The sequence below is a fragment of the Polymorphospora sp. NPDC050346 genome (assembly GCF_040655695.1).
Lineage (GTDB): Bacteria > Actinomycetota > Actinomycetes > Mycobacteriales > Micromonosporaceae > Polymorphospora > Polymorphospora lycopeni.
The window spans coordinates 49,436-68,926 of sequence record NZ_JBFAKM010000037.1 but is presented as its reverse complement, the minus strand read 5'-3'; the positions used below and the strand labels follow the sequence as shown (position 1 = coordinate 68,926).

The following is a 19,491-nucleotide window of genomic DNA, read 5'->3' as shown; positions in this document are numbered from 1 at the left end:
CCGGCTCCCAGCGAGCTGATCGGGCTGATCGAGCTGATCGAGCAGACCCTGATCGACTTCCTGGACTCCGAGGTGGCCGCGATCGAGGAGATCGACCCCGCCCTCGGCGACCTCGCCCGCACCGCCCGCGACTGCGTGCTCGCCGGCGGCAAGCGGCTGCGCCCGGTCTTCGCCCACTGGGGCTGGCGTGGGGTCCGCGCGCACCAGCCGGTCGCGTCCACCCTTCCGGCGCTGGCCGCGCTGGAGCTGCTGCACGCGTTCGCCCTCGTCCACGACGACGTCATGGACCGCTCCGCCACCCGGCGCGGCCGGCCCACCGCGCACCGGGTGCTCGCCGACCAGCACGTCGCGGCCGGGCGCACCGGCGACCCGGACCACTTCGGCACGGCCGGCGCCGTGCTCGTCGGCGACCTCTGCCTGGTGTGGGCCGACCGACTGCTCGCCGGGACCGGCCTGCCGGCCGCCTCGGTGCTGGCCGCCCGCCGCTGCTACGACCAGATGCGGATCGAGGCGATCGCCGGGCAGTACCTCGACATCCTCGGCGACACCGACGCCGCCAACTGGTCGGTCGACCGGGCGCTGCGGGTGGCCCGGCACAAGACCGCCAGCTACACCGTGCAGCGCCCGCTGCTGTTCGGCGCGGCACTCGCCGGCGGTGCCGCCGGGCCCCCCGGCCCGGTCACCGCCGCCTACAGCCGGTACGGAATCGCCGTCGGCGAGGCGTTCCAGCTCCGCGACGACCTCCTCGGCGTGTACGGCGATCCGCGACACACCGGCAAGCCGGCCGGCGACGACCTGCGTACCGGCAAGCCGACGGTGCTGCTGCTGCTCGCCGACCAGCTCGCCACCGCCGCGCAGCGGGCCGAGCTGGCCCGGGGGCAGGCGGGCACGGTCGGGGTCGACAGGCTCGCCGAGGTGGTCACCGCCACCGGTGCCACCGCCCGGGTCGAGCAGATGATCGAGGCACGGGTCGCCGACACGCTCGACTCGATCGGAACCGCGCCGATCGACCCGGTCGCCCGTCGGGCGCTGGCCGACCTCGCCGTACGGGCCACGGATCGGCGGGCATGATGGAGGCCCGGAGAGGGGTGGCCCAATGCGCAAGGTGAGCGGACCGACCGATCGGGTGGTCGTCGTCGGTGCCGGGCTGGGCGGCCTCGCCGCGGCTCTGCACCTGGCCGGCAGCGGCCGTCAGGTCACCGTCCTTGAGCGGGAGCCGGTGCCCGGCGGGCGGGCCGGTCGGCTCAGCGTCGACGGCTACGAGTTCGACACCGGGCCGACCGTGCTGACCATGCCCGACCTGATCGCCGAGCCGCTCGCCGCCGTCGGCGAGGAGCTGACCGACTGGCTCGACCTCGCCCCGGTCGCCCCCGCCTACCGGGCCTACTACCCCGACGGCTCCACCCTGGACGTGATCACCGACACCGCCCGGATGGCGGCCGAGATCTCACGGGTCTGCGGTCCCCGGGAGGCCGACGGCTACCTGCGGTTCGTCGACTTCGCCCGCGACCTGTGGCAGCTGGAGCGGACCGACTTCATCGACCGCAACTTCGACAGCCCCCGTGACCTGCTGACCGCCAACCTGCTCCGGCTACTTTCGACCGGCGCGTTCCGCCGGCTGCAAACCAAGATCAACCAGTTCTTCACCGATCCCCGGACCCGGCGGATCTTCTCGTTCCAGGCCATGTACGCCGGCCTGGCCCCGCACGACGCGCTCGCCATCTACGCCGTGATCGCCTACCTCGACTCGGTCGCCGGGGTCTACTACCCGCGTGGCGGGATGCACGCCGTACCCCGGGCCCTGGCCGGGGCGGCGGAGAAGCACGGCGTACAGATCCGCTACGGCACCACGGTGACCCGGGTGGAGACCTCGGCCGGCCGGGCCAGCGCGGTGATCACCGCCGACGGCGAGCGGGTCCCCGCCGACGTCGTCGTACTCAACCCCGACCTGCCGGTCGCCTACCGGGACCTGCTGCCGGCCGCCCGCTACCGGCGGCTGCGCCATTCGCCGTCCTGCGTGGTGCTGCACATCGGGTCCCGGCAGCCCTACTCGAAGATCGCCCACCACAACATCCACTTCGGCCGGCCGTGGAAGGGCACCTTCGACGAGATCATCAAGCGGGGCGAACTGATGTCCGACCCGTCACTGCTGGTCACCAACCCGAGCCGGGCCGACCCGTCGGTCGCGCCGGCCGGCCGGCAGACCTACTACGTGCTCGCGCCGGTGCCGAACCTCGACCGGGGCCGGCTCGACTGGCGCGGCGACCTGCCCGCGCGCTACGCGGACGAGCTGATGCGTACGCTCGAGGCGCGTGGCTACCGCGACTTCCGGGCCGGCGTCGAGGTGTCCCGGGTGGTCACCCCCGCCGACTGGGCCGACCAGGGCATGGCGGCGGGCACCCCGTTCGCCGCCGCGCACAGCCTTTTCCAGACCGGCCCCTTCCGCCCGAACAACCTGCACCCCACGCTGTCCAACGTGGTCTTCGTAGGATCTGGGACACAACCCGGTGTGGGCGTGCCGATGGTGCTGATCTCCGGCAAGCTCGCCGCCGGCCGAGTGACGGGAGGCACCCGGTGACCCTCTCCCGCGAGGCACACCTGGTCGAGCTGGTCAACGACACCGGCAACCCGATCGGCGAGTGCACCGTCGACGACGCCCACCGTCCGCCGGGCCGGCTGCACCGGGCGTTCTCGGTCTTCCTGGTCGACCCGACCGGCCGGGTCCTGCTCCAGCAGCGGGCCGCCGTCAAGACCAGGTTTCCGCTGCGCTGGGCCAACAGTTGCTGCGGGCACCCGGCGCCGGGCCAGTCGTTGGCCGAGGCCGCCAACCGGCGGCTCGGCGAGGAACTGGGCATACCGCCGGTCGACCTCACCGAGGTCGGCGTCTACGTCTACTACGCCGAGGACCCCGCCACCGGCCGGGTCGAGTTCGAGTACGACCACGTGCTGCGGGCCGAGCTTCCCCCCGGCACGACCCTGGCCCCGGCTCCCGAAGAGGTGGCCGACGTGCGCTGGGTGACCCGCGAGGAGTTGCTGACCGGGCTCGCCGAACAGCCGCGGCAGCACGCGCCGTGGCTCGCCGGCGTCACCGACCGGCTCTTCAGCCCAGGGCGGGCGGGAGCGGACGGCATCGTCGTACCGGGTTCCGGCGCCACCATCGACGAAGCGCCGGAGCGGTCAGGTGGGCGATGACGCCCTGAGCGCGGGCGCCGTCGCGCGCCGGCTCGGCGTCGCCGTGACGACGCTACGCACCTGGCACCAGCGGTACGGCCTGGGGCCGAGCCAGCACGTGCCCGGGCACCACCGGCGTTACACCGCCGAGGACCTCGCCCGGCTGGAGGTCATGCGGCGGCTGACCGCCGAGGGTGTCACGCCGGCCGAGGCGGCCGGCTGGGCCCGCCGCACCACGGTCGCCCCCAGGCCCGACACCCCTCGCAACGCGGCCCCCCGCCAGGGGGCCGCCGGCCGGGCCGGCGGTGGCTTCGCCATCCCGGTCGGCCGGGCCGGCCCGGCCGCCCGCGGCCTGGCCCGCGCCGCCATGCGGCTCGACTCGACCGCCATGCGGGAGCTCATCGAACGGCAGGTGGCCGCCCACGGCGTCGTCCGGACCTGGGACGAGATGTTGCGGCCCGTCCTGGTCGGGATCGGCGAGCGGTACGCGACCACGTCCCGCCTGATCGAGGTCGAGCACCTGCTGTCCCGCTGCGTGTCGGAGGTCCTCGGCGCCGTACGCCGGCCGGCCGAAGCAGCCCGGATCCTGCTGTCCTGTGCCGACGAGGAGCAGCACAGCCTGCCGCTGGAGGCGCTCGCCGCCGCGCTGGCGCAGGCCGGCGTCGGCTGCCGGCTGCTCGGCGCACGGGTGCCGACCGTCGCCCTGGTCGACGCCGTGGACCGGACCGGGCCGGCGGTGGTCGTCGTGTGGTCGCACGCTCCCGCCACCGCGCGTACCGAGCAACTGGCGGCCGTACTGTCCGTGCCCCGCCGCCCGCTGCTGGTGATGGCGGCCGGTCCCGGTTGGGCGGCCGGCCCGCTTCCCGCCGGGGTGCGGTCCCCGGCAGACCTCACCGAGGCCGTCGTTCTCGCTGGCGCGGTGGCCGTGCCGGGTCGCCCGGTGACCGGCTGATCGGAGTCGTCTATCCGGTATCGCACGCCGTCGGCGGTGGGCTAGCGTGAGCCCGACGTCCTGCCCGAATTCCCCTCGGGAGCCGACGATGAAACAACGTGCCGCCCTCGGGTCCGGCGTGGTCGTACTCGCGCTGCTGCTCGGCGCGGGCTGGATAGCCTCCCGCCCGACCAGCCACCCCACTTTCCGGACGGCGCCACCGGCGACCGGAATCCCGGCGCCCGACGGCACACCGTCCCGGCCGGCGACACCGTCGAGCGCACCGCCGACCGGTACGCCGGCCCCCACCCGGTCGGCGGCGGCCACGCCCGGACCGACCGCGACCACGAGCACGGCTCCGGCGCCACTGCCGGTACGACGCACGACCGGACGCAAGGGAGTGGCGCTGACGTTCGACGACGGGCCGCACCCGGTCTGGACACCGAAGGTGCTCGACCGGCTACGGGCGGCCCGGGTCAAGGCGACGTTCTGCGTCGTCGGCTCACAGGTGCACCGTCATCCGGCGCTTGTCGCCCGGATCGTCCGCGAGGGGCACACCCTGTGCAACCACACCTGGCATCACGAACTCGACCTCGGCAACCGCCCGCCGGCGGAGATCCGGGCCAACCTGGAGCGCACCAACCGGGAGATCCGGCGGGCGGTACCCGACGCCCGGATCCCCTTCTTCCGGCACCCGGGGGGCCGGTGGACCGAGGCGGCGATCTCGGTCGCCGAGGAGTTGGGAATGGCCTCGATCGACTGGGACGTCGACCCACGGGACTGGGAGAAGAAGACCAGGGCGTCCGAGATCACCGAACGGGTGCTCAAGAAGGCCCGGCCCGGTTCCATCGTGCTGCTGCACGACGGCGGTGGCGACCGGGCGGCGACGCTGGACGCCTGTGCCGGGCTGATCGGCAAACTCCAGGACCGGTACGAGATCATTTCGCTCGACACTTGATCACGGTGTTTCCGCAGGTCAGAGGGATGATCACGAGAAGAGCGGTATCGGTTTGGTTCTGGGGCGGGACATCACGTATGCTTTCCAAGCCTCCGGCGCCGCCGGATGGGAGCTCTACCGCTGGAGTCGCGATATGCGATGATGGCGGGGCCGCCCTCATCGTCTAGCGGCCCAGGACGCCGCCCTTTCAAGGCGGTAGCACGGGTTCGAATCCCGTTGGGGGCACATTCCGGCCTAGCCGGAGCAGCAAGGTCCTGTGGAGCAGTTGGAGTGCTCGCCGCCCTGTCAAGGCGGAGGTCGCGGGTTCAAGTCCCGTCAGGACCGCCAGCGCCGCTCGCCGCGCGTTTCTACGCGCGGCGTTCTGCGTTTCGGAGACTGGCACCCGCCGCGCGGTCACACCGCAAGACGGGTACCATGAACCGAGCAACACGGCCAGATAGCTCAGTTGGTACGAGCGTCCGACTGAAAATCGGAAGGTCGGCGGTTCGACCCCGCCTCTGGCCACATAGCCTTTCGCCGGGCTAAAGCAACGCCGACCAGCGGAAACGCCGGTCGGCGCTTTGCTTTGTCAGCACCGCAACCTTCCAATTTTCAGCTGGACGGTCCGTTGCCCCCTGCCGCTGCGATGGACATCGGAGGTGCCGGCGGGTGCGACAATCGGGACCCCGTCCTGACATCCGGTAGCGAGGCCGTCGCGATGACGTACCAGCAGTTCCCCGAGCAGCCGCAGTACTCCGCGCCCCCAGCCAACCTGCCCATCCCCCAACCGCCGCACTGGTCGCCGCCGAACTCCGCGCCGCCCACGTTGCCGTACGGGGTGATCCCGGTCGTCCCGATCGCCGCCAAGTCGGCCGGCGCCGCCGTCGCGCTCGAACTCGTGCTCGGCATCTTCGGCATCTTCGGGGTGGGCAACCTCTACGCCCGGCAGATCGGGCTGGGGATCGCGTTGATGGTGTCCTACTGGGTCTTCTTCTGGATCAACATCTTCCTCATCGGCATCGTGATCGGCCTCGTGACGCTGCCCCTGACCTGGGTCATCTACATGGTCGTCGGCCCGCTGACGGCGGCCCGCGGGGTCACCCGGCACAACATGGGCATGCTCCGCTGACGGCTCTGCCGCAGCGCTGACGCCTCAACCGCGCCGCCGGCCCGCGAGCGGCGCCGGCCGGCCCCGGTCCAGCCGGGTGCCACCCAGGTCGGCCGCCCGGCCGGCGGCGGCGCCCTGGCTCATGCCGCTGCCGGCGAGACGGCGCCGGCCGGCGGTCCGCAGCCTGGGATAGACCTCGGAGATCCGCCGGTCCACCCGGTCGGAGCGGTCGGCGAGCACGAGCGCGACCGACGGGCCGGAGTTGGTGACCGTCGCGGCGGCCGCGGCGGCTTCGGCGTCGCGCAGCCGCTCGGCGACCACGGCGGCGAACCCCGCGAGCCACGACCGCCGGAACGCCGCCGGCTGCTCCCCCGCCGGTACGTCGGCGGCGGCCAGCCCGTGGGCGGCCTGCACCAGCAGTGAGGTGAAGAGCAGGTCGACGCGTTCGAGGTCGCTGCCGAAGCCGAAGAGGTGCATGGCGAAGCCGCTGCCGACCCGGCGGCGTACGCACCGGCAGCGCAGCGCGGTGGCGACCGCGGCGAGCAGGCCGGCCTTGTCGAGGGCGTACGGGGCGAGCAGGTCGAGCACCCGGTCACCGACCGGGTCGGTGGCGGGGTCGCGGGCGGCGAGCAGGGCCCGGTCGACGCCGTACCGCGCGATCAACTCGGTGGCCTTGGCGGTGAACGCCTCCGCCTCGGCGGCCGTACAGGCCGGGTCTTCGGCCTTGGCCAGCAGTTTGCGCACCTTGGCGAGGATCGCGTCGGACATGCACAACAGCTACCACAGGCCCGGGCCGCCGGTCCGGGGTGAGTTCGCCAGCGCGGTCCGGGCCGCCGCACCGCGTCGTCGGCACCGCGCCCGGCCGGTGCGTCCGGGCCGGGTCCGGGGCATGCGACGGGGCAGCGGACATGGACCGCGATAACTACGATCGTCGCCACAGGAAGTCTGTCCATGACAGACGGTGACCCTCGACCCCGGAGACGTGGATGCCCAAGAAGGTCAAGCACCTGCTCGCCTGCGTGACGCTGTCAGTTCTCACCGCGGTCGGGCTCGGCAGCCCACCGGCGTACGCCGAACCGATCCCCCGCACAGCCGGCGAGGCCTCGCTGCTGGCCACCTGCTACGGCGGCGCGGTCCGCTCGAAGTTCTCGATCGGCGCCTGGGGTGGCGAGGTGGGCACCTACCGGACCACCAACCGCTGTGTCGACGTCAACATCCGCAACTTCAGCACGTACGGCACCAACGCCTGCGTGATCTTCGTGAACGCGACGAGCGGGTGCAACTACTGGACCTACATCCCGGCCAAGTCGGGCTGGTTCACGGTCGCGACCAACGTGCGTGACGGGGTGCCGTTCCGGGTGCGGCTCTCGAACAACTTCTACCAGTACACCCCGCTGGAGGTTCAGGTCGCGTTCTGATCCACCGTCGCGCAATCGCGGGTGGCCGCCGTCAGGCCACCCGCTTGCGCAGCGTGGCGACCGCCGAGCCGGCCAGGGTGAGCAGACAGTCCGGCAGTTGGCCGTCGGCCAGGGCGGCGCCGAAGAGCGCCTCGCCCGTCGAGACGTCGCCGTTGGCGTACGCGCTGAGGAAACGGGCGACCCAGCGGGCGTCGTACGCCGCCTCGTCGATGTCGGGGAACTCCAGCGTCCACCGGCCGAGCCGGAGGTCGTCGCCGACCATCGAGGCCGCCAGGCACCACGCGACGTCGTAGGCACCGACCACGCCGGCCCGGTCGACGACCGCGTCGAGCGTGCCGACGACGGCGTCGGTGTCGCCGTCCAGGGCAAGGTGCAGCACCTTGGCGGCGTCGTCGAGCGCCTCCTGGGGTACTTCCGTCACGCCGTCACCTCGCTTCATGTCCGACGCCGTGAGCGGCGATTTCGACCTGCCCCGCCCGCGCTGATGCCGCTCTCCGGCACCTCGGGCGATGACTTCGCCCGTGCTCAGTCACATGCGGAAGGGTATGACGCACCGTCAAGGCGGCACTCCCGGACGGTGAGCCTCAGCCCGAAACGTGGAGACAGGTCAGCCGGGCGGTGCAGACCCGGTTCCCCTTGTCGTCACTGATGACCACCTCGTACGTCGAGACGGTGCGGCCACGGCGGAGCGGGACGGCGACGCCGGTGACCGTACCGGCGCTGACCGCCCGGTGGTGGGTGGCGTTGATGTCGACACCGACGACGGCGGGCCGGCCGATGGTGGCGCCGTGCAGTGCGGCTCCCACCGATCCGAGGGTCTCGGCGAGGACGCACGACGCCCCGCCGTGCAGCAGACCCATCGGCTGTGTGTTCCCCTCGACCGGCATCGAGCCGACGACCCGCTCCGGGGTCAGTTCGACCAGCGTGATGCCCATCCGCTCGGCGAGTGCGCCGGGCGCGGCGGCGAGTTCGGCCGCGAGTTGACTGTCGGCGTCCACGCCGGAAGGTTACCCGCAGGTAAAGCGCTGACCTGCGACCACGGTCACAGTTCCGGCCGCTGGCACGCTAGTGTGCCCACGGAGCTTCGCCGAGGGGAGGACGATCCGATGCCCGTGTCACGCGGCAGGCGCAGTGCCGCCCTGGCCGTCTGCGCCGCGTTCCTGTTGGGCGCCACCGGCTGCGGTACGGCCGAGCCCGAGGAAACGACGGAGTCCCTGGTCAGGCTATACGGCTCCGACGGGAATATGATCAATTCGTTCGCCACGGAGTTCGAGGGACAGCCGGGGATCCTGGCCGGCATGAAGGGGACCAAACCCCTCACGCCGCTGTCCGCCGACTTCATCGAACGACTCGCATCCGTCGACCCCGACCTCGACGACTACATCTACTCCGGTGAGACGTACGACGCGGTCGTGATCAGTGCGCTCGCCACCCAGCTCGCCGGCACGACCGACCCGGCCGAGATCGCCAAGCAGATCAACGGGGTCACCACCGGCGGCGAGATCTGCGACACCGTCGCCGAGTGCCTGAAGCTCGCCCGGGCCGGCACCGACATCCAGTACCGGGGCGTATCGCTGAAGCGGGGCGGATTCACCGACGCCGGGGAGCCGTCGACCGCGAGCTACGCCACCGTGCACTTCGGTTCGGACAACGAACTCGACGACGGCAAGACGGAGTTCATCGGTGCCGGCGACGAAACCACCACCAGCACGGTCGCGCCGCCGCCGCCGAAGCGGGAAAGTTCCGGCGGGAACCAGCGGGCCGGCGCCCCGTTGAAGATCGGCGGCCTGCTGCCACGCACCGGTGACCTGGCCCTCGCCTATCCGCCACTGGCCGCCGGCGCGGCCCTGGCGATCCGTGAGATCAACGCTGCCGACGGGGTGCTCGGCGCGGACGTGGCGTGGCTCGACGGCGACGACGGCACCAACGTCGACAAGGCCCGGCAGACCGTTCAGGAGCATGTCGCCAAGGGTGCCCATGTCATCATCGGCGCCGGTGCCTCCGGAATCTCACGGGCCGTACTGCCCGATGTCGTCGCCGCCGGCCTGATCCTCTTCTCGCCGTGCAACACCGACGCCGGCCTGAGCACCGTGGACGACAAGGGCCTCTACTTCCGCACCGCGCCTTCGGACATCCTCCAGGGGCGGGCGCTGGCCGACGTCATCCTGCGGGACGGCCCGAACCGGATCGTGATCGTGGCCCGTAAGGACTCGTACGGTCAGGGGTTGCAGGAGAACGTCCGGGCCGAACTGGAGCGGACCGGAGTGGCGCCGGACCGGATCCGGCTGCTGACCTACGATCCGCCCGCGGGTGCCGACGGACCACCGGTGGATTTCTCCGCCGGGGCACAGGAGATCAAGGAATTCGCGCCGGAGGCCGCCCTGGTCATCGGGTTCGCGGAGTCAGCCGAAGTCATCAAGGCGCTTGCCGCAGCGGACGTACCGCTGCGGCACTGACGGCCACCCGGTAGTGGCACGTTTCCGTGATTCCTCGGCTGGTCCGGGCACCGTACGGTTTCATCAACACCGCGAGAGATGATGATCGAAAGGGCAAGACAATGAGCGAGTACAGCGACCCGGGCCTCGACCTCGAAGAGCCGACCACCGACACCGAGGGCTTCGGCTCGGAGACCGACACGGGGCAGGAGCCGCTGTCCTACGAGCCCAACTCGATCGTGATCCAGAACGTCGACGGTTCGACCGAGACCATCACCGACACCGACGGCGACGGCGTGGCCGACATGGTGACCCAGGACTTCGACGGTGACGGGAACGCCGACGCGGTCCTGGTCGACACCGACGGTGACGGCCACCTGGACACGATCCTGCGTGACTACGACGACAACGGCACGGTCGACGCGGTCGGCATCGACAGCAACGCCGACGGCATGATCGACATCGTCGGCACCGACACCAACGCCGACGGATACGTCGACCACGTGGTCGCCGACACCAACTTCAACGGCACGCCGGACATGGTCGTGCAGGACACCAACTTCGACGGCCGGGTCGACGTGGTCGCCACCGACACCAACGAGAACGGTGTGACCGACCAGGTCATCCGCGACACCAACTTCGACGGTGTCGCCGACCAGGTCAACTACATCGACCCGACCACCAACCCGTACGCGGCGAGCTGAGCGGCGTAACGACGCGGTGGAAAGCCGGTGGGCCAGCTTGGCTCACCGGCTTTTCCGTTCCAGGAAGTCGGTCATCCGGCGGCGCTTCTCCTCGTCTTCGAAGAGCACCGCCTGACCGACCAGGTCGACGTGCGGGTGGGCGGCCGGCGGCGCGTCGACGGCGAGCTTGGTCAGCCGCAACGCCAGCGGCGAGCCTTTCACGATCTCGTCGAGCAGGCCGTGGGCCGCGGCAAGCAGTTCGCCGGGCTCGTCGACGACGAGGTTGACCAGCCCGATCCGGGCCGCCTCCTCGGCACCCACCCGCCGGCCGGTGAAGAGCATCTCCTTGGCCCGGGCCTCACCGACCAGCGCCGGCAGCCGGTGGGTCGCCCCGGCCCCGGCCATGATCCCCAGCCGCACCTCGGGCTGGCCGAAGAACGCCCGGGCCGTACAGACCCGCAGGTCACAGGCGTACGCCAGCTCGGCGCCGCCGCCCAGCGCCGGCCCGTCGACGGCGGCGACGGTCGGCAGGGGCAGGGCCCGGATGCGGGCGAAGACACCAGCGTTGATCGCCGCGAGCGCGTCCAGCCGGCCCCGTTCGCGCAGTTGCGCGATGTCGGCCCCACCGGCGAAGACGCCGTCGGCGCCGCCGGTGAGCAGCAGCGGTTTCGGCTCCCGTTCCAGCCGGGCGCAGACGCCGTGCAGCGCGTCGACCATGTCGGCGTCGATCGCGTTGCGCTTCTCCGGCCGGTCCAGGGTGACCACGACCCGGTCGGCGCGTTCCTCGACGGCGATGCTCATGCCCGCCTCCCGTTCTCCCAGTCGTAGAAGCCCTGTCCGGTCTTCTTGCCCAGCCGGCCGGCGGCGACCATCTCCACGAGCAGCGGGGGCGGGGCGAACCGGTCGCCGTACGCCCGCTGGAGGGTGCGCGCGATGTCCAGCCGTACGTCGAGCCCGACGAGGTCGGTGAGTTCGAGGGGGCCGACCGGGTGCCGGTAGCCGAGCACCATCGCCTTGTCGATGTCGGCCGGGCTGGCGACCCCGTCGGCGACCATCCGGATCGCCTCCAGCCCGAGGGCGACGCCGAGCCGGGAGGTGGCGAAGCCGGGCAGGTCGCGTACGACGACGGGGTCCTTGCCGAGCCGGCCGGCGAGCGCGACGGCAGCCGCGGTGGTCTCGTCGGCGGTGGCCGGGCCGACCACGATCTCCAGCAGTGTCATCACCCAGACCGGGTTGAAGAAGTGCAGCCCGGCGAAGCGTTCGGGCCGGGCCAGCCCTTCGGCGAGGCTGCCGATGGAGATGCTGGACGTGTTGCTGGCGAGCAGCGCGGGCTGCCGGGCCTCGGCGGCGGCGAGCACCGACCGCTTGAGGTCGAGGCGTTCGGGCACGGCCTCGACAACCACGTCGGGCCCGTCGGCCACCTCGGCGAGGTCGGCGCGCGGCACCACCCGGGTACGGCCGGCGTCCGCCTGCGCCGCCGTGAGCTTGCCGCGCTCGACCGCCCGCTGCCACAGCCCGCCCAGCTTCGCCATGGCCGTGTCGGCCCGGTCCCGGTCGACCTCGACGAGTTCGACGTGGAAGCCGGCGCCGGCGGCGACGTAGGCGATACCGAGCCCCATGGTGCCGGCGCCGACGACGACAAAACGATCGTTCATGCCAGCGACCCTATGCAGCCCGGGTCGCGTACGCCAGGACGGGGCCCTAGCGTGAACGGGTATCCGTACCCCGAAAGATCGTCTGATGGAGGTCCGTTGATGAGCGAACCGCAGGAAACCGTCGAGACGCGCGGCGACGAGCGCATCGAACTGTTGGCGGCGGACACCAACAACGACGGCAAGGCCGACGTCTGGGTGGTGGACACCGACGGTGACGGCAAGGCGGACCTCTTCCAGTTCGACACCGACGGTGACGGCAAGGTCGACATCACCATGGTCGACATCGACGAGGACGGCACGCCCGAGGAGGTGGTCGACGGCGACGGCGGTCATCCCCCGGTGACGGTCTGACGACCGCGACAGGCGTCGCCCGCCGGGCCGGGCGCCAGGCGGGGCCGAACAGGCGGCACCGGCGGGGCCGGGCAGGCGTCAGGCGGGGCCGGGCAGGCGTCAGGCGGCGCCGAGCCAACTGAGGGCCGCCCATGCCACGGCCAGGACGAGCACCGCCAGCCCGACCGCCGCCCCGATCCGCCGGCCGGGCCCCTGGGCCGGTCCGGGTGCCACCGCCTCCGGGTGGCCCAGCTCCCGGAGCTGATCCCGCTGGGTCAGCACCTCTGCGCGCCACCGGTCGACAGCGGCCGGCAGCCCGGCCGGCTCCGGCGCCGGTACGTCGGGCGTCCGGGCCACGGCCGCGCCGGCCCGGCTGAGTTCGACCGCCAGCCGGGCCTGGGCGTGCTGTAGCCGCCGTACGGCCGTGCGGGCCGGATGGCCGGCCCGTTGCTGCGCGTGCCGCCGGGCGTCGGCGCGCAGGTGTCCCAGCGCCAGCGCGCGCAGCTCGCCGGGCGTGGCGATCCGTGGATCGTCGAGCGCGGCGAGCTGCGCCGTGTAGTAGTCGGCCTCGCGGTGCCGGGCCACCCGGACCAGCAGCAGGATCAGGACCAGCGACGGCACGCCCTTGGCGAGCAGCACCAGCAGCAGCCCGAAGCCGCCGGTGCCCGGCCCGTCGGCGAGCAGCGGCGAGTTCCACAGGAAGTGGCAGGCCCACGCGCCGGCCAGGGCGAGTCCGGCCATCGCACAGCGGGCCGGGCGGGAGCGGTCCCGCCGGACGACGGCGTAGCCGATGCCGGCGCCGGCCAGGGCACCGAACAGTGTGTGGCTCCACAGTCCGGCGAGGAAGCCGCGGACGAAGAAGGTGGCCACCACCGGGGTCACCTCGTCGCCGCGGCCGGCGATGACGACCGCGTTCACGGCGTAGATGACGTCTTCGACGACCTGGAAACCGAGCCCGACCAGGGCGCCGTAGACGACCCCGTCGAGAACGCTGTTGACCTGGGTACGGGCCACCAGCACGATCGCGACGACGCCGAGGGTCTTGACCAGTTCCTCGACGGTCGGGCCGGCCACCGCCGCTCCCCAGGCGGCGGTGAACTCGGTGGAGTGCAGCTTGGCCAGCAGGTTGTGCAGGGCGGCGCTGCCGGGGATGGCCGCGCTGGTCGCCACCAGGCCGCCCCACGCGAACGCCGCGACGAGCAGCACCGGCGGTTCGCGTTCGAAGTAGTCCAAGGCTCGTACGCAGATCCAGAACGGTACGGCGTAGAGGGCGAACAGCCCGACGGCGACCGAGGTCGCGACGGGATGTTCGGTGAACGCCGCCCACAGCAGGGTGCCGATCCGGACCAGGCCGGCCAGCAGCAGGACGACCAACAGCCAGAAGGCGGGCAGTGGTACGGCCTGGCGGAGGTCGAAACCGGACGGTGCGGGGTGGACGGACTGGACGGCGCGGGGCGGTGGCGGTCCGAGGGTCACGCAGCCTCCACGACGGTGATCGACCGGGTGCTGGCCTCGACGGCGGCGGCCAGGCCGCCGAACTCGGGATGGCTGCCGGCGACCGTCACCTCGATGGAGAGTCCGCCGGTGAGGAAGACGGCGTAGCGACCGCCCCGGCCGGGCGCCATGTAGCCGCCCTGGATGCCGTGCAGCCCGGCGGCGGTGGAGACACCGAGCTGGGTGCCGGTGATCTGGTAGCCGCGTACTTCGGTGATCTTCCGTTCGAGCCGGGCGGCCGCTGCGGCGAGATCGCCGTCGAAGGGGGTGACGACGATCGCGTAGCGGACCGGGCCGATGAGGAACAGGACGGTGCCGCGTTCCCCGGAGGGCCGGGTCTGCGTGACGTCGACCATGGCACCGGGCGGCGGTACGACGGTGACACCGGCGCCGACCGGATAGGGCACCCCGGCGGCGACCGGACGTATGGCGGGAATGGCGCGGTCGATCGCGGGCAGCCCCACGGTGACGATGCCGAGCGCGCCCAGGATTCCCAGGCTGCCGGCGAGGTTACGCAGTAGCCGCCGCGCCACCTTCATACATTGACGCTAGCGCCTGTCAGCCGCGATCCGGAGGAAAGTGTCCGCCAGGATACGAAGGAAAAGTATCGGCCGGGACACGGACGGCGGCGGCCGGTCCGGATTCAGTTGATCATGATCGGCCGTGCCACCATGTGGATATGACGACGTCTCCCGGCTCCGACCTGCCGCCGAGCCGTCGCGAGCGGCGTAAACAGGAGACCCGTACGGCGTTGGAGGAGGCGGCCCTCGCCCTGTTCGCGGCGAAGGGCTACGAGCAGACCACGGTCGAGGAGATCGCCGAGGCGGCCGGGGTCGCCGTACGCACCTTCTTCCGTTACTTCTCGTCCAAGCAGCACGTGCTCTTCGGCGACGTCGCCCACCAGCGGCTGGCCCGGCTGCGTACCGAACTGGCCGCGACCGCGGTCGACCAGCCGCCGCTGGAGGCCGTCGCGGTGGTGCTCGACGCCCTCGACCTGGACGCCGCCGAGCAACGCCAGATCACCCGGCGGATCCGGCTGATGGACGAGCAGCCGTCGCTGATCGGCATGTACCTCACCCTGATGAACGACCTGCGGCAGGTGGTCGTCGACTTCGTCGCCGAACGCACCGGCCTGCCACCGCACCATCCGTACCCACTGCTGGTGGCGGGGGCGGCCGTCACCTCGTGGGACGTCGCGCTGTGCGCCGGGCTCGCCGAGCCGGAGCCGGCCGACGCCGGACCGGTCGGGCCGGCGTCCAGAATCCGCCGGGCCGCGTTCGCGGCCCTGACCGCCGGCATCCCGGCCACCCCGCCGCCACGCTGACCGCCTGTTGGCCCTCTCGGCCCTGTCAGCACCTGCCGGCCGGCCGCCGGTTCAGTTCCCCAACCGCAGCGTGGCCAGGTAGTACGGGGCGTCGGTGGTGTCGACGTCGACCAGCCGCCACGTGGTGCCGTGCACGATCCCGGCCAACTCGTCGGGGGTGCAGACCAGGTAGTCGAACCAGGGCGTGCTCAACTCCCGGTAGCGCACCCGCAGCCGCAACTGCCCGCCCAGCCGGCCCCGGGCCCGGTTGGCCTCGTGGTAGGAGGTGTGCACCGGGTCGCTGGTGCCGTACGGATTCGTGCCGTGGGCGATCACCTGCGCGCCGGGCCGGGCCATCGCCGCCAGCGCGGCAAGGAACTCCGGTGCCCGTTCGCGCCCTTCCAGCAGGCCCAGGTTGTTGCCGAGCAGCAGGAACGTGTCGTAGCGGCGGCCATCCGAGGCGTGCCGGTCGACGGTGCCGTGCACCAGGCTGCGTACGCCCCGCTTCCGGCACACGGCCAGCGCCCCCGCGGATACGTCGAGGCCGGTGACCGCGACGCCGCGGTCCTGTAACCGCAGGGCGATCCGGCCGGCGCCGACCCCGATGTCGAGCGTCTCGCCGTGGACCCGGTCGACCGCCCGGTGGTCGTACGGCTGCCACTCGTCCGGTCCGGCCAGGTAGTGGGCGGCCGGCGCGCCGTTGATCAGGCCGTCGTCGCGCTCGATGATCTCGATGACGGGGCGGGGCAGCCGCCCGCCGACCAGTGGGCGCGGCCCGATGCCGGTGGCCACCGCCAGCGCGTCCCGGACGACTTCGCCGAACGCGTCGCCGATCGTCGGCTCACCCTTCACCAGCTTGACACTACCGACGGTACGGGCGATCGATGGGACGTACCCTTGCTGTCGTGACCGACCTCGAAAGCCTCGGCGACGAGAAGTACGTCCTGCTGACCACGTTCCGCAAGGACGGCCGGGCGGTGGCGACTCCGGTGTGGGCAGTGCGGGACGGCGACAGCCTCGCCGTCTGGACGGTCGCCGACTCGGGCAAGGTGAAGCGGATCCGGCGCAGCGGCGAGGTCACCGTCGCGGCCTGCGACGCCCGGGGAAAGCCACACGGCCCGCAGGTGCCCGCGCGGGCGAGTCTGATCGACCCGGCCAGCACCGAGCGGGTGCGTGGACTGCTGAAGAAGAAGTACGGGGTCTTCGGCCGGCTGGTCATGCTCGGCAGCCGGATCCGGCGGGGCGCGCACGGCACGGTCGGCATCCGGATCGTGCTGGCCCCCTGAGGGCTGGCGACGCGGGGCCGATCGGTGATCCGACACGGAGAAGGGACGGCACCCGCATCTTCCCCGTGCGGGTTCCGTCCCTTACCGACGATCGATCGACCGAGTTTTTCAGTCGCCCTGGCGTTGCTGGGGGATCTGGCCTTGCAGCAGGGCGCGAACCTCCGACTCGCGGTAGCGACGGTGGCCGCCCAACGTGCGGATTGCGCTGAGCTTGCCCGCCTTCGCCCACCGGGTCACGGTCTTCGGGTCGACACGGAACATCGACGCGACCTCGGCCGGTGTGAGTAGCGGCTCTGGTTCATGCGTACGCGACGCCATCGGTCACTCCTCCACAGGTACCTAAGAACATCGGCCGGGGTCCCGCCGGCCGACGCGTATCCCATGGTCCGGCTAGTCCCCGATGTCCGACATGGGCCGAACGGCCGAAGGTCCCTGGATAGACGGACGAACAATGACCGATTTATCCAAATTTTATATACCAGAAACCGCCTTATTGGGACAGTTGCTCACCGTTGGTAGCGTACCCACTACGAGCGATCCTCGCCTTGGGAGCGCTCTCATCGTGGATCATTGGGGCATTTTCGGACTAGTTGCGGCGCTCCCTGAGCTGGACGTCCCGCCACCGCGCGACCAGGGTCTCGTAAGCCTTCGTGGCCGCCTCGCTGTTGCCCCGGGACAGCCCGGCGAGCCCGGCCGCCACCAGTTGGGGCGAGTCGTCGCCCTCCAGCGCCTCATCGTCGAGCAGGTCGACCAGGCCGCCGTAGTCGAGTTCGACGACCGAACGCGGGTGGAACTCCTCCAGCCACCGGGCACCCTCCTCCACCGCCTGGGTGATCGGCGCGTCGCCCACCGACTTGCGCAACACCGACAGGCCCCGGGACGCCCGCCGCCGGGCCTTCGAGATCTCGGTGCGGTAGCGCAGCGCCCGGCCGCCCGGCCGCAACGTCAGCTCCCGCTCCTCGGCGTCGACGAAGACGAACCACCGCAACGGCACACCCCAGGTGGAGATCTGCTCGTGCACCCGGGGCACCCCGTGCTCCAGCACCCGGGCACCACTGCGCCAGTCGTCGATCACCGCCTTGGCCTGGCCGGCCAGGATCGGCGGGACGAACGCGTCGGCCAACACCGACGGGACGCCGTCCCGGGCACTGAGCGCCGCCTCGGCCACCCGTACCCGCAGGTTCCACGGGCAGACCAGGAGGGTGTCGTCGGTCTCCAGCACGTAAGCCTCTTCGGGCAGGTCGGGCAGCCTGCTCCAGCCGGCACCGAGCGCCTCGATCACCGCCGTACGCTGTCGCACCGGGCCGTCCAGCGGCGCCACCGCCCGCCCCTGTCTGACGTACCGGCGCCAGAAGACCTGGCGCTCCCGATCGAAGGCGGTCAGCGGCTCGTAGACCCGGAGATACGAAGCGAAGAGCGACGGCACGGCGCGATCCTCCCACGAAACGGAACTTCGCTGCTTACAGCACCACCGATCGGTTCGAATGGCCCAGGGCGCCTGGCGGGCCCTCCCGACCGGGCCTAGGCTCGGCGGCACCGGCAACACCCCGCCGGGCACCACCCCGAGGTCCGTGCCCCACAAGGGCACACACCGTCACCAGGAGCAAGCATGGGCGTATTCACCAGCACCGGCGGCCAGGATCCGGCCGGGCACGAGCAGGTCGTCTTCTGCCAGGATCGGCACACCGGTCTCAAGGCGATCATCGGCATCTACTCCACCGCGCTCGGCCCCGCGCTGGGCGGCACACGTTTCTACCCCTATACGAACGAAGACGCGGCACTGAACGACGTGCTCGACCTGTCGCGCGGGATGGCGTACAAGAACGCCCTCGCCGGCCTCGACCTCGGCGGCGGCAAGGCCGTCATCTGGGGCGACCCCGAGCTGGACAAGTCCGAGGCGCTGCTGCGCGCGTACGGCCGGTTCGTTCAGTCCCTCGGCGGCCGCTACTACACCGCCTGCGACGTCGGCACCTATGTCGCCGACATGGACGTGATCGCCCGCGAGACCCGGTTCGTGACCGGCCGCAGTGTCGAACACGGCGGCGCCGGCGACTCGTCGGTCCTCACCGCCTGGGGTGTCTTCCAGGGGATGCGGGCCGCCGCGGAGCACGTGTGGGGCAGCCCGACGCTGGCCGGTCGCCGGGTCGGCGTGGCCGGGCTGGGCAAGGTCGGCAAGCACCTGACCGCCCACCTCCTGGACGACGGCGCGTCGGTCGTGGCGACCGACGTCAGCGAATCCGCCCTGCGCTGGGCGCGCGAGACGTACCCGCAGGTCGACCTGGTCGCGGACACCGCGGCGCTGGTCGCCGCCGACATCGACGTGTACGCCCCCTGCGCGCTCGGCGGTGCGCTCGATGACGACACCGTGGCGACCCTGCGGGCCAGGGTGGTCACCGGTGGCGCGAACAATCAGCTCGCCCACCCGGGGATCGACAAGCTGCTCGCCGACCGGGGCATCCTCTACACCCCGGACTATGTGGTGAACGCGGGCGGAGTGATCCAGGTCGCCGACGAGATCGAGGGGTTCAACTTCGAACGGGCGAAACTGCGGGCGACCCGGATCTTCGACACCACCCGGGAGATCCTCCGGCTGGCCGACGCCGAGGGGGTGCCGCCGGCGGCGGCCGCCGACCGGCTCGCGGAGCGCCGGATGGCCGAGGTGGGCAGGCTGCGTACGATCCACCTGTCCTGACCGTCGTGGGAGCGGCCGGAAGCCCGTCCGGTCATGACTGACTTCCCA

Annotated in this window: 23 protein-coding genes and 3 tRNA genes; 16 read left to right on the top strand and 10 right to left on the bottom strand. The window is 71.9% G+C overall.

Annotated features, from left to right (window positions below):
- Window positions 1–15: 15 nt before the first annotated feature.
- From AB0I42_RS29505 to AB0I42_RS29465, 9 genes are all read left to right on the top strand, one after another.
- Window positions 16–1,071: a polyprenyl synthetase family protein gene (locus AB0I42_RS29505; protein ID WP_357542342.1), complete on the top strand. Its 1,056-nt coding sequence runs from the start codon at window positions 16–18 to the stop codon at window positions 1,069–1,071.
- Window positions 1,072–1,096: 25 nt separating this feature from the next.
- Entirely contained in the window at window positions 1,097–2,578 is a 1,482-nt protein-coding gene (crtI, locus tag AB0I42_RS29500; RefSeq protein WP_357542301.1) for a phytoene desaturase family protein, read from the top strand.
- The gene (gene idi / locus AB0I42_RS29495; protein ID WP_357542299.1) at window positions 2,575–3,192 is read left to right on the top strand and encodes an isopentenyl-diphosphate Delta-isomerase; all 618 of its coding nucleotides are present in this window, start codon (window positions 2,575–2,577) and stop codon (window positions 3,190–3,192) included. Before crtI ends, idi begins: the two co-directional genes overlap by 4 nt.
- Window positions 3,182–4,123, top strand: a complete 942-nt coding sequence (locus tag AB0I42_RS29490) for a MerR family transcriptional regulator (protein ID WP_357542297.1) — start codon at window positions 3,182–3,184, stop codon at window positions 4,121–4,123. The genes idi and AB0I42_RS29490 overlap by 11 nt, the downstream gene beginning before the upstream one ends.
- 88 nt (window positions 4,124–4,211) lie before the next feature.
- Window positions 4,212–5,060 carry a polysaccharide deacetylase family protein gene (locus AB0I42_RS29485; protein ID WP_357542295.1) on the top strand — a complete coding sequence of 283 codons (849 nt, stop codon included), beginning with the start codon at window positions 4,212–4,214 and terminating at the stop codon, window positions 5,058–5,060.
- Window positions 5,061–5,212: 152 nt separating this feature from the next.
- A tRNA-Glu gene (locus tag AB0I42_RS29480) sits at window positions 5,213–5,285 on the top strand.
- Between the two features lie 25 nt (window positions 5,286–5,310).
- A tRNA-Asp gene (locus AB0I42_RS29475) sits at window positions 5,311–5,387 on the top strand.
- Window positions 5,388–5,490: 103 nt separating this feature from the next.
- Window positions 5,491–5,564, top strand: a tRNA-Phe gene (locus AB0I42_RS29470).
- A 193-nt stretch (window positions 5,565–5,757) separates the two neighbouring features.
- Window positions 5,758–6,168 carry a hypothetical protein gene (locus AB0I42_RS29465; RefSeq protein WP_357542293.1) on the top strand — a complete coding sequence of 137 codons (411 nt, stop codon included), beginning with the start codon at window positions 5,758–5,760 and terminating at the stop codon, window positions 6,166–6,168.
- A gap of 24 nt (window positions 6,169–6,192) precedes the next feature.
- On the opposite strand, the gene AB0I42_RS29460 is transcribed toward AB0I42_RS29465, so the two are convergent.
- A complete protein-coding gene (locus tag AB0I42_RS29460) occupies window positions 6,193–6,915 on the bottom strand; it encodes a DUF2786 domain-containing protein (RefSeq protein ID WP_357542291.1) in 723 nt (240 codons plus the stop codon).
- A gap of 218 nt (window positions 6,916–7,133) precedes the next feature.
- Here AB0I42_RS29460 and AB0I42_RS29455 point away from each other — a divergent pair, with 218 nt between their 5' ends.
- Window positions 7,134–7,565, top strand: a complete 432-nt coding sequence (locus AB0I42_RS29455) for a hypothetical protein (protein ID WP_357542289.1) — start codon at window positions 7,134–7,136, stop codon at window positions 7,563–7,565.
- A gap of 31 nt (window positions 7,566–7,596) precedes the next feature.
- Here the strand turns inward: AB0I42_RS29455 and AB0I42_RS29450 are convergent, their stop codons facing one another.
- Together AB0I42_RS29450 and AB0I42_RS29445 are read right to left on the bottom strand one after the other, a co-directional pair.
- Window positions 7,597–7,986, bottom strand: a complete 390-nt coding sequence (locus AB0I42_RS29450) for a hypothetical protein (protein WP_357542287.1) — start codon at window positions 7,984–7,986, stop codon at window positions 7,597–7,599.
- 163 nt (window positions 7,987–8,149) lie between these two features.
- Window positions 8,150–8,563 carry a hotdog fold thioesterase gene (locus tag AB0I42_RS29445; RefSeq protein ID WP_357542285.1) on the bottom strand — a complete coding sequence of 138 codons (414 nt, stop codon included), beginning with the start codon at window positions 8,561–8,563 and terminating at the stop codon, window positions 8,150–8,152.
- Between the two features lie 108 nt (window positions 8,564–8,671).
- Between AB0I42_RS29445 and AB0I42_RS29440 the strand changes: the two genes are divergently transcribed.
- Both AB0I42_RS29440 and AB0I42_RS29435 read left to right on the top strand, forming a co-directional pair.
- Window positions 8,672–10,021 (top strand): ABC transporter substrate-binding protein, encoded by a 1,350-nt coding sequence (locus tag AB0I42_RS29440; protein ID WP_357542283.1) that lies wholly within the window; start codon window positions 8,672–8,674, stop codon window positions 10,019–10,021.
- Between the two features lie 101 nt (window positions 10,022–10,122).
- A complete protein-coding gene (locus AB0I42_RS29435; RefSeq protein WP_357542281.1) occupies window positions 10,123–10,704 on the top strand; it encodes a hypothetical protein in 582 nt (193 codons plus the stop codon).
- A gap of 42 nt (window positions 10,705–10,746) precedes the next feature.
- Here AB0I42_RS29435 and AB0I42_RS29430 read toward each other — a convergent pair whose 3' ends face one another.
- Together AB0I42_RS29430 and AB0I42_RS29425 are read right to left on the bottom strand one after the other, a co-directional pair.
- On the bottom strand, window positions 10,747–11,484 hold the full coding sequence (locus AB0I42_RS29430) for an enoyl-CoA hydratase/isomerase family protein (RefSeq protein WP_357542279.1): 738 nt from the start codon (window positions 11,482–11,484) through the stop codon (window positions 10,747–10,749).
- Entirely contained in the window at window positions 11,481–12,338 is an 858-nt protein-coding gene (locus AB0I42_RS29425) for a 3-hydroxyacyl-CoA dehydrogenase family protein (RefSeq protein WP_357542277.1), read from the bottom strand. The genes AB0I42_RS29430 and AB0I42_RS29425 overlap by 4 nt, the downstream gene beginning before the upstream one ends.
- A gap of 99 nt (window positions 12,339–12,437) precedes the next feature.
- Here AB0I42_RS29425 and AB0I42_RS29420 point away from each other — a divergent pair, with 99 nt between their 5' ends.
- On the top strand, window positions 12,438–12,689 hold the full coding sequence (locus tag AB0I42_RS29420) for a hypothetical protein (RefSeq protein WP_357542275.1): 252 nt from the start codon (window positions 12,438–12,440) through the stop codon (window positions 12,687–12,689).
- 99 nt (window positions 12,690–12,788) lie between these two features.
- Here AB0I42_RS29420 and AB0I42_RS29415 read toward each other — a convergent pair whose 3' ends face one another.
- Both AB0I42_RS29415 and AB0I42_RS29410 read right to left on the bottom strand, forming a co-directional pair.
- Window positions 12,789–14,144, bottom strand: a complete 1,356-nt coding sequence (locus AB0I42_RS29415) for a PrsW family intramembrane metalloprotease (RefSeq protein ID WP_357542273.1) — start codon at window positions 14,142–14,144, stop codon at window positions 12,789–12,791.
- Window positions 14,141–14,701 (bottom strand): hypothetical protein, encoded by a 561-nt coding sequence (locus tag AB0I42_RS29410; protein ID WP_357542271.1) that lies wholly within the window; start codon window positions 14,699–14,701, stop codon window positions 14,141–14,143. The genes AB0I42_RS29415 and AB0I42_RS29410 overlap by 4 nt, the downstream gene beginning before the upstream one ends.
- A gap of 140 nt (window positions 14,702–14,841) precedes the next feature.
- Here AB0I42_RS29410 and AB0I42_RS29405 point away from each other — a divergent pair, with 140 nt between their 5' ends.
- The gene (locus AB0I42_RS29405; protein ID WP_357542269.1) at window positions 14,842–15,486 is read left to right on the top strand and encodes a TetR family transcriptional regulator; all 645 of its coding nucleotides are present in this window, start codon (window positions 14,842–14,844) and stop codon (window positions 15,484–15,486) included.
- Between the two features lie 51 nt (window positions 15,487–15,537).
- Here AB0I42_RS29405 and AB0I42_RS29400 read toward each other — a convergent pair whose 3' ends face one another.
- The gene (locus tag AB0I42_RS29400; RefSeq protein ID WP_357542267.1) at window positions 15,538–16,317 is read right to left on the bottom strand and encodes a class I SAM-dependent methyltransferase; all 780 of its coding nucleotides are present in this window, start codon (window positions 16,315–16,317) and stop codon (window positions 15,538–15,540) included.
- A gap of 53 nt (window positions 16,318–16,370) precedes the next feature.
- Here AB0I42_RS29400 and AB0I42_RS29395 point away from each other — a divergent pair, with 53 nt between their 5' ends.
- Complete coding sequence (locus tag AB0I42_RS29395) at window positions 16,371–16,751, top strand: PPOX class F420-dependent oxidoreductase (protein WP_357542265.1); 381 nt, start codon at window positions 16,371–16,373, stop codon at window positions 16,749–16,751.
- A gap of 108 nt (window positions 16,752–16,859) precedes the next feature.
- Here the strand turns inward: AB0I42_RS29395 and AB0I42_RS29390 are convergent, their stop codons facing one another.
- On the bottom strand, window positions 16,860–17,069 hold the full coding sequence (locus AB0I42_RS29390) for a BldC family transcriptional regulator (RefSeq protein ID WP_007073996.1): 210 nt from the start codon (window positions 17,067–17,069) through the stop codon (window positions 16,860–16,862).
- A gap of 268 nt (window positions 17,070–17,337) precedes the next feature.
- Complete coding sequence (locus AB0I42_RS29385) at window positions 17,338–18,177, bottom strand: hypothetical protein (protein WP_357542263.1); 840 nt, start codon at window positions 18,175–18,177, stop codon at window positions 17,338–17,340.
- A 183-nt stretch (window positions 18,178–18,360) separates the two neighbouring features.
- On the opposite strand from AB0I42_RS29385, the gene AB0I42_RS29380 reads away from it, so the two are divergent.
- Window positions 18,361–19,443: a Glu/Leu/Phe/Val dehydrogenase dimerization domain-containing protein gene (locus AB0I42_RS29380; RefSeq protein WP_357542261.1), complete on the top strand. Its 1,083-nt coding sequence runs from the start codon at window positions 18,361–18,363 to the stop codon at window positions 19,441–19,443.
- The last annotated feature ends 48 nt before the right edge of the window (window positions 19,444–19,491 follow it).

Coding starts and splice junctions, on each gene's coding strand:
- crtI (WP_357542301.1), top strand. CDS start 1,097: ATGCGCAAGGTGAGCGGACCGACCGATCGGGTGGTCGTCGTCGGTGCC.
- AB0I42_RS29485 (WP_357542295.1), top strand. CDS start 4,212: ATGAAACAACGTGCCGCCCTCGGGTCCGGCGTGGTCGTACTCGCGCTG.
- AB0I42_RS29465 (WP_357542293.1), top strand. CDS start 5,758: ATGACGTACCAGCAGTTCCCCGAGCAGCCGCAGTACTCCGCGCCCCCA.
- AB0I42_RS29460 (WP_357542291.1), bottom strand. CDS start 6,915: ATGTCCGACGCGATCCTCGCCAAGGTGCGCAAACTGCTGGCCAAGGCC.
- AB0I42_RS29455 (WP_357542289.1), top strand. CDS start 7,134: ATGCCCAAGAAGGTCAAGCACCTGCTCGCCTGCGTGACGCTGTCAGTT.
- AB0I42_RS29440 (WP_357542283.1), top strand. CDS start 8,672: ATGCCCGTGTCACGCGGCAGGCGCAGTGCCGCCCTGGCCGTCTGCGCC.
- AB0I42_RS29435 (WP_357542281.1), top strand. CDS start 10,123: ATGAGCGAGTACAGCGACCCGGGCCTCGACCTCGAAGAGCCGACCACC.
- AB0I42_RS29430 (WP_357542279.1), bottom strand. CDS start 11,484: ATGAGCATCGCCGTCGAGGAACGCGCCGACCGGGTCGTGGTCACCCTG.
- AB0I42_RS29425 (WP_357542277.1), bottom strand. CDS start 12,338: ATGAACGATCGTTTTGTCGTCGTCGGCGCCGGCACCATGGGGCTCGGT.
- AB0I42_RS29420 (WP_357542275.1), top strand. CDS start 12,438: ATGAGCGAACCGCAGGAAACCGTCGAGACGCGCGGCGACGAGCGCATC.
- AB0I42_RS29410 (WP_357542271.1), bottom strand. CDS start 14,701: ATGAAGGTGGCGCGGCGGCTACTGCGTAACCTCGCCGGCAGCCTGGGA.
- AB0I42_RS29405 (WP_357542269.1), top strand. CDS start 14,842: ATGACGACGTCTCCCGGCTCCGACCTGCCGCCGAGCCGTCGCGAGCGG.
- AB0I42_RS29390 (WP_007073996.1), bottom strand. CDS start 17,069: ATGGCGTCGCGTACGCATGAACCAGAGCCGCTACTCACACCGGCCGAG.
- AB0I42_RS29380 (WP_357542261.1), top strand. CDS start 18,361: ATGGGCGTATTCACCAGCACCGGCGGCCAGGATCCGGCCGGGCACGAG.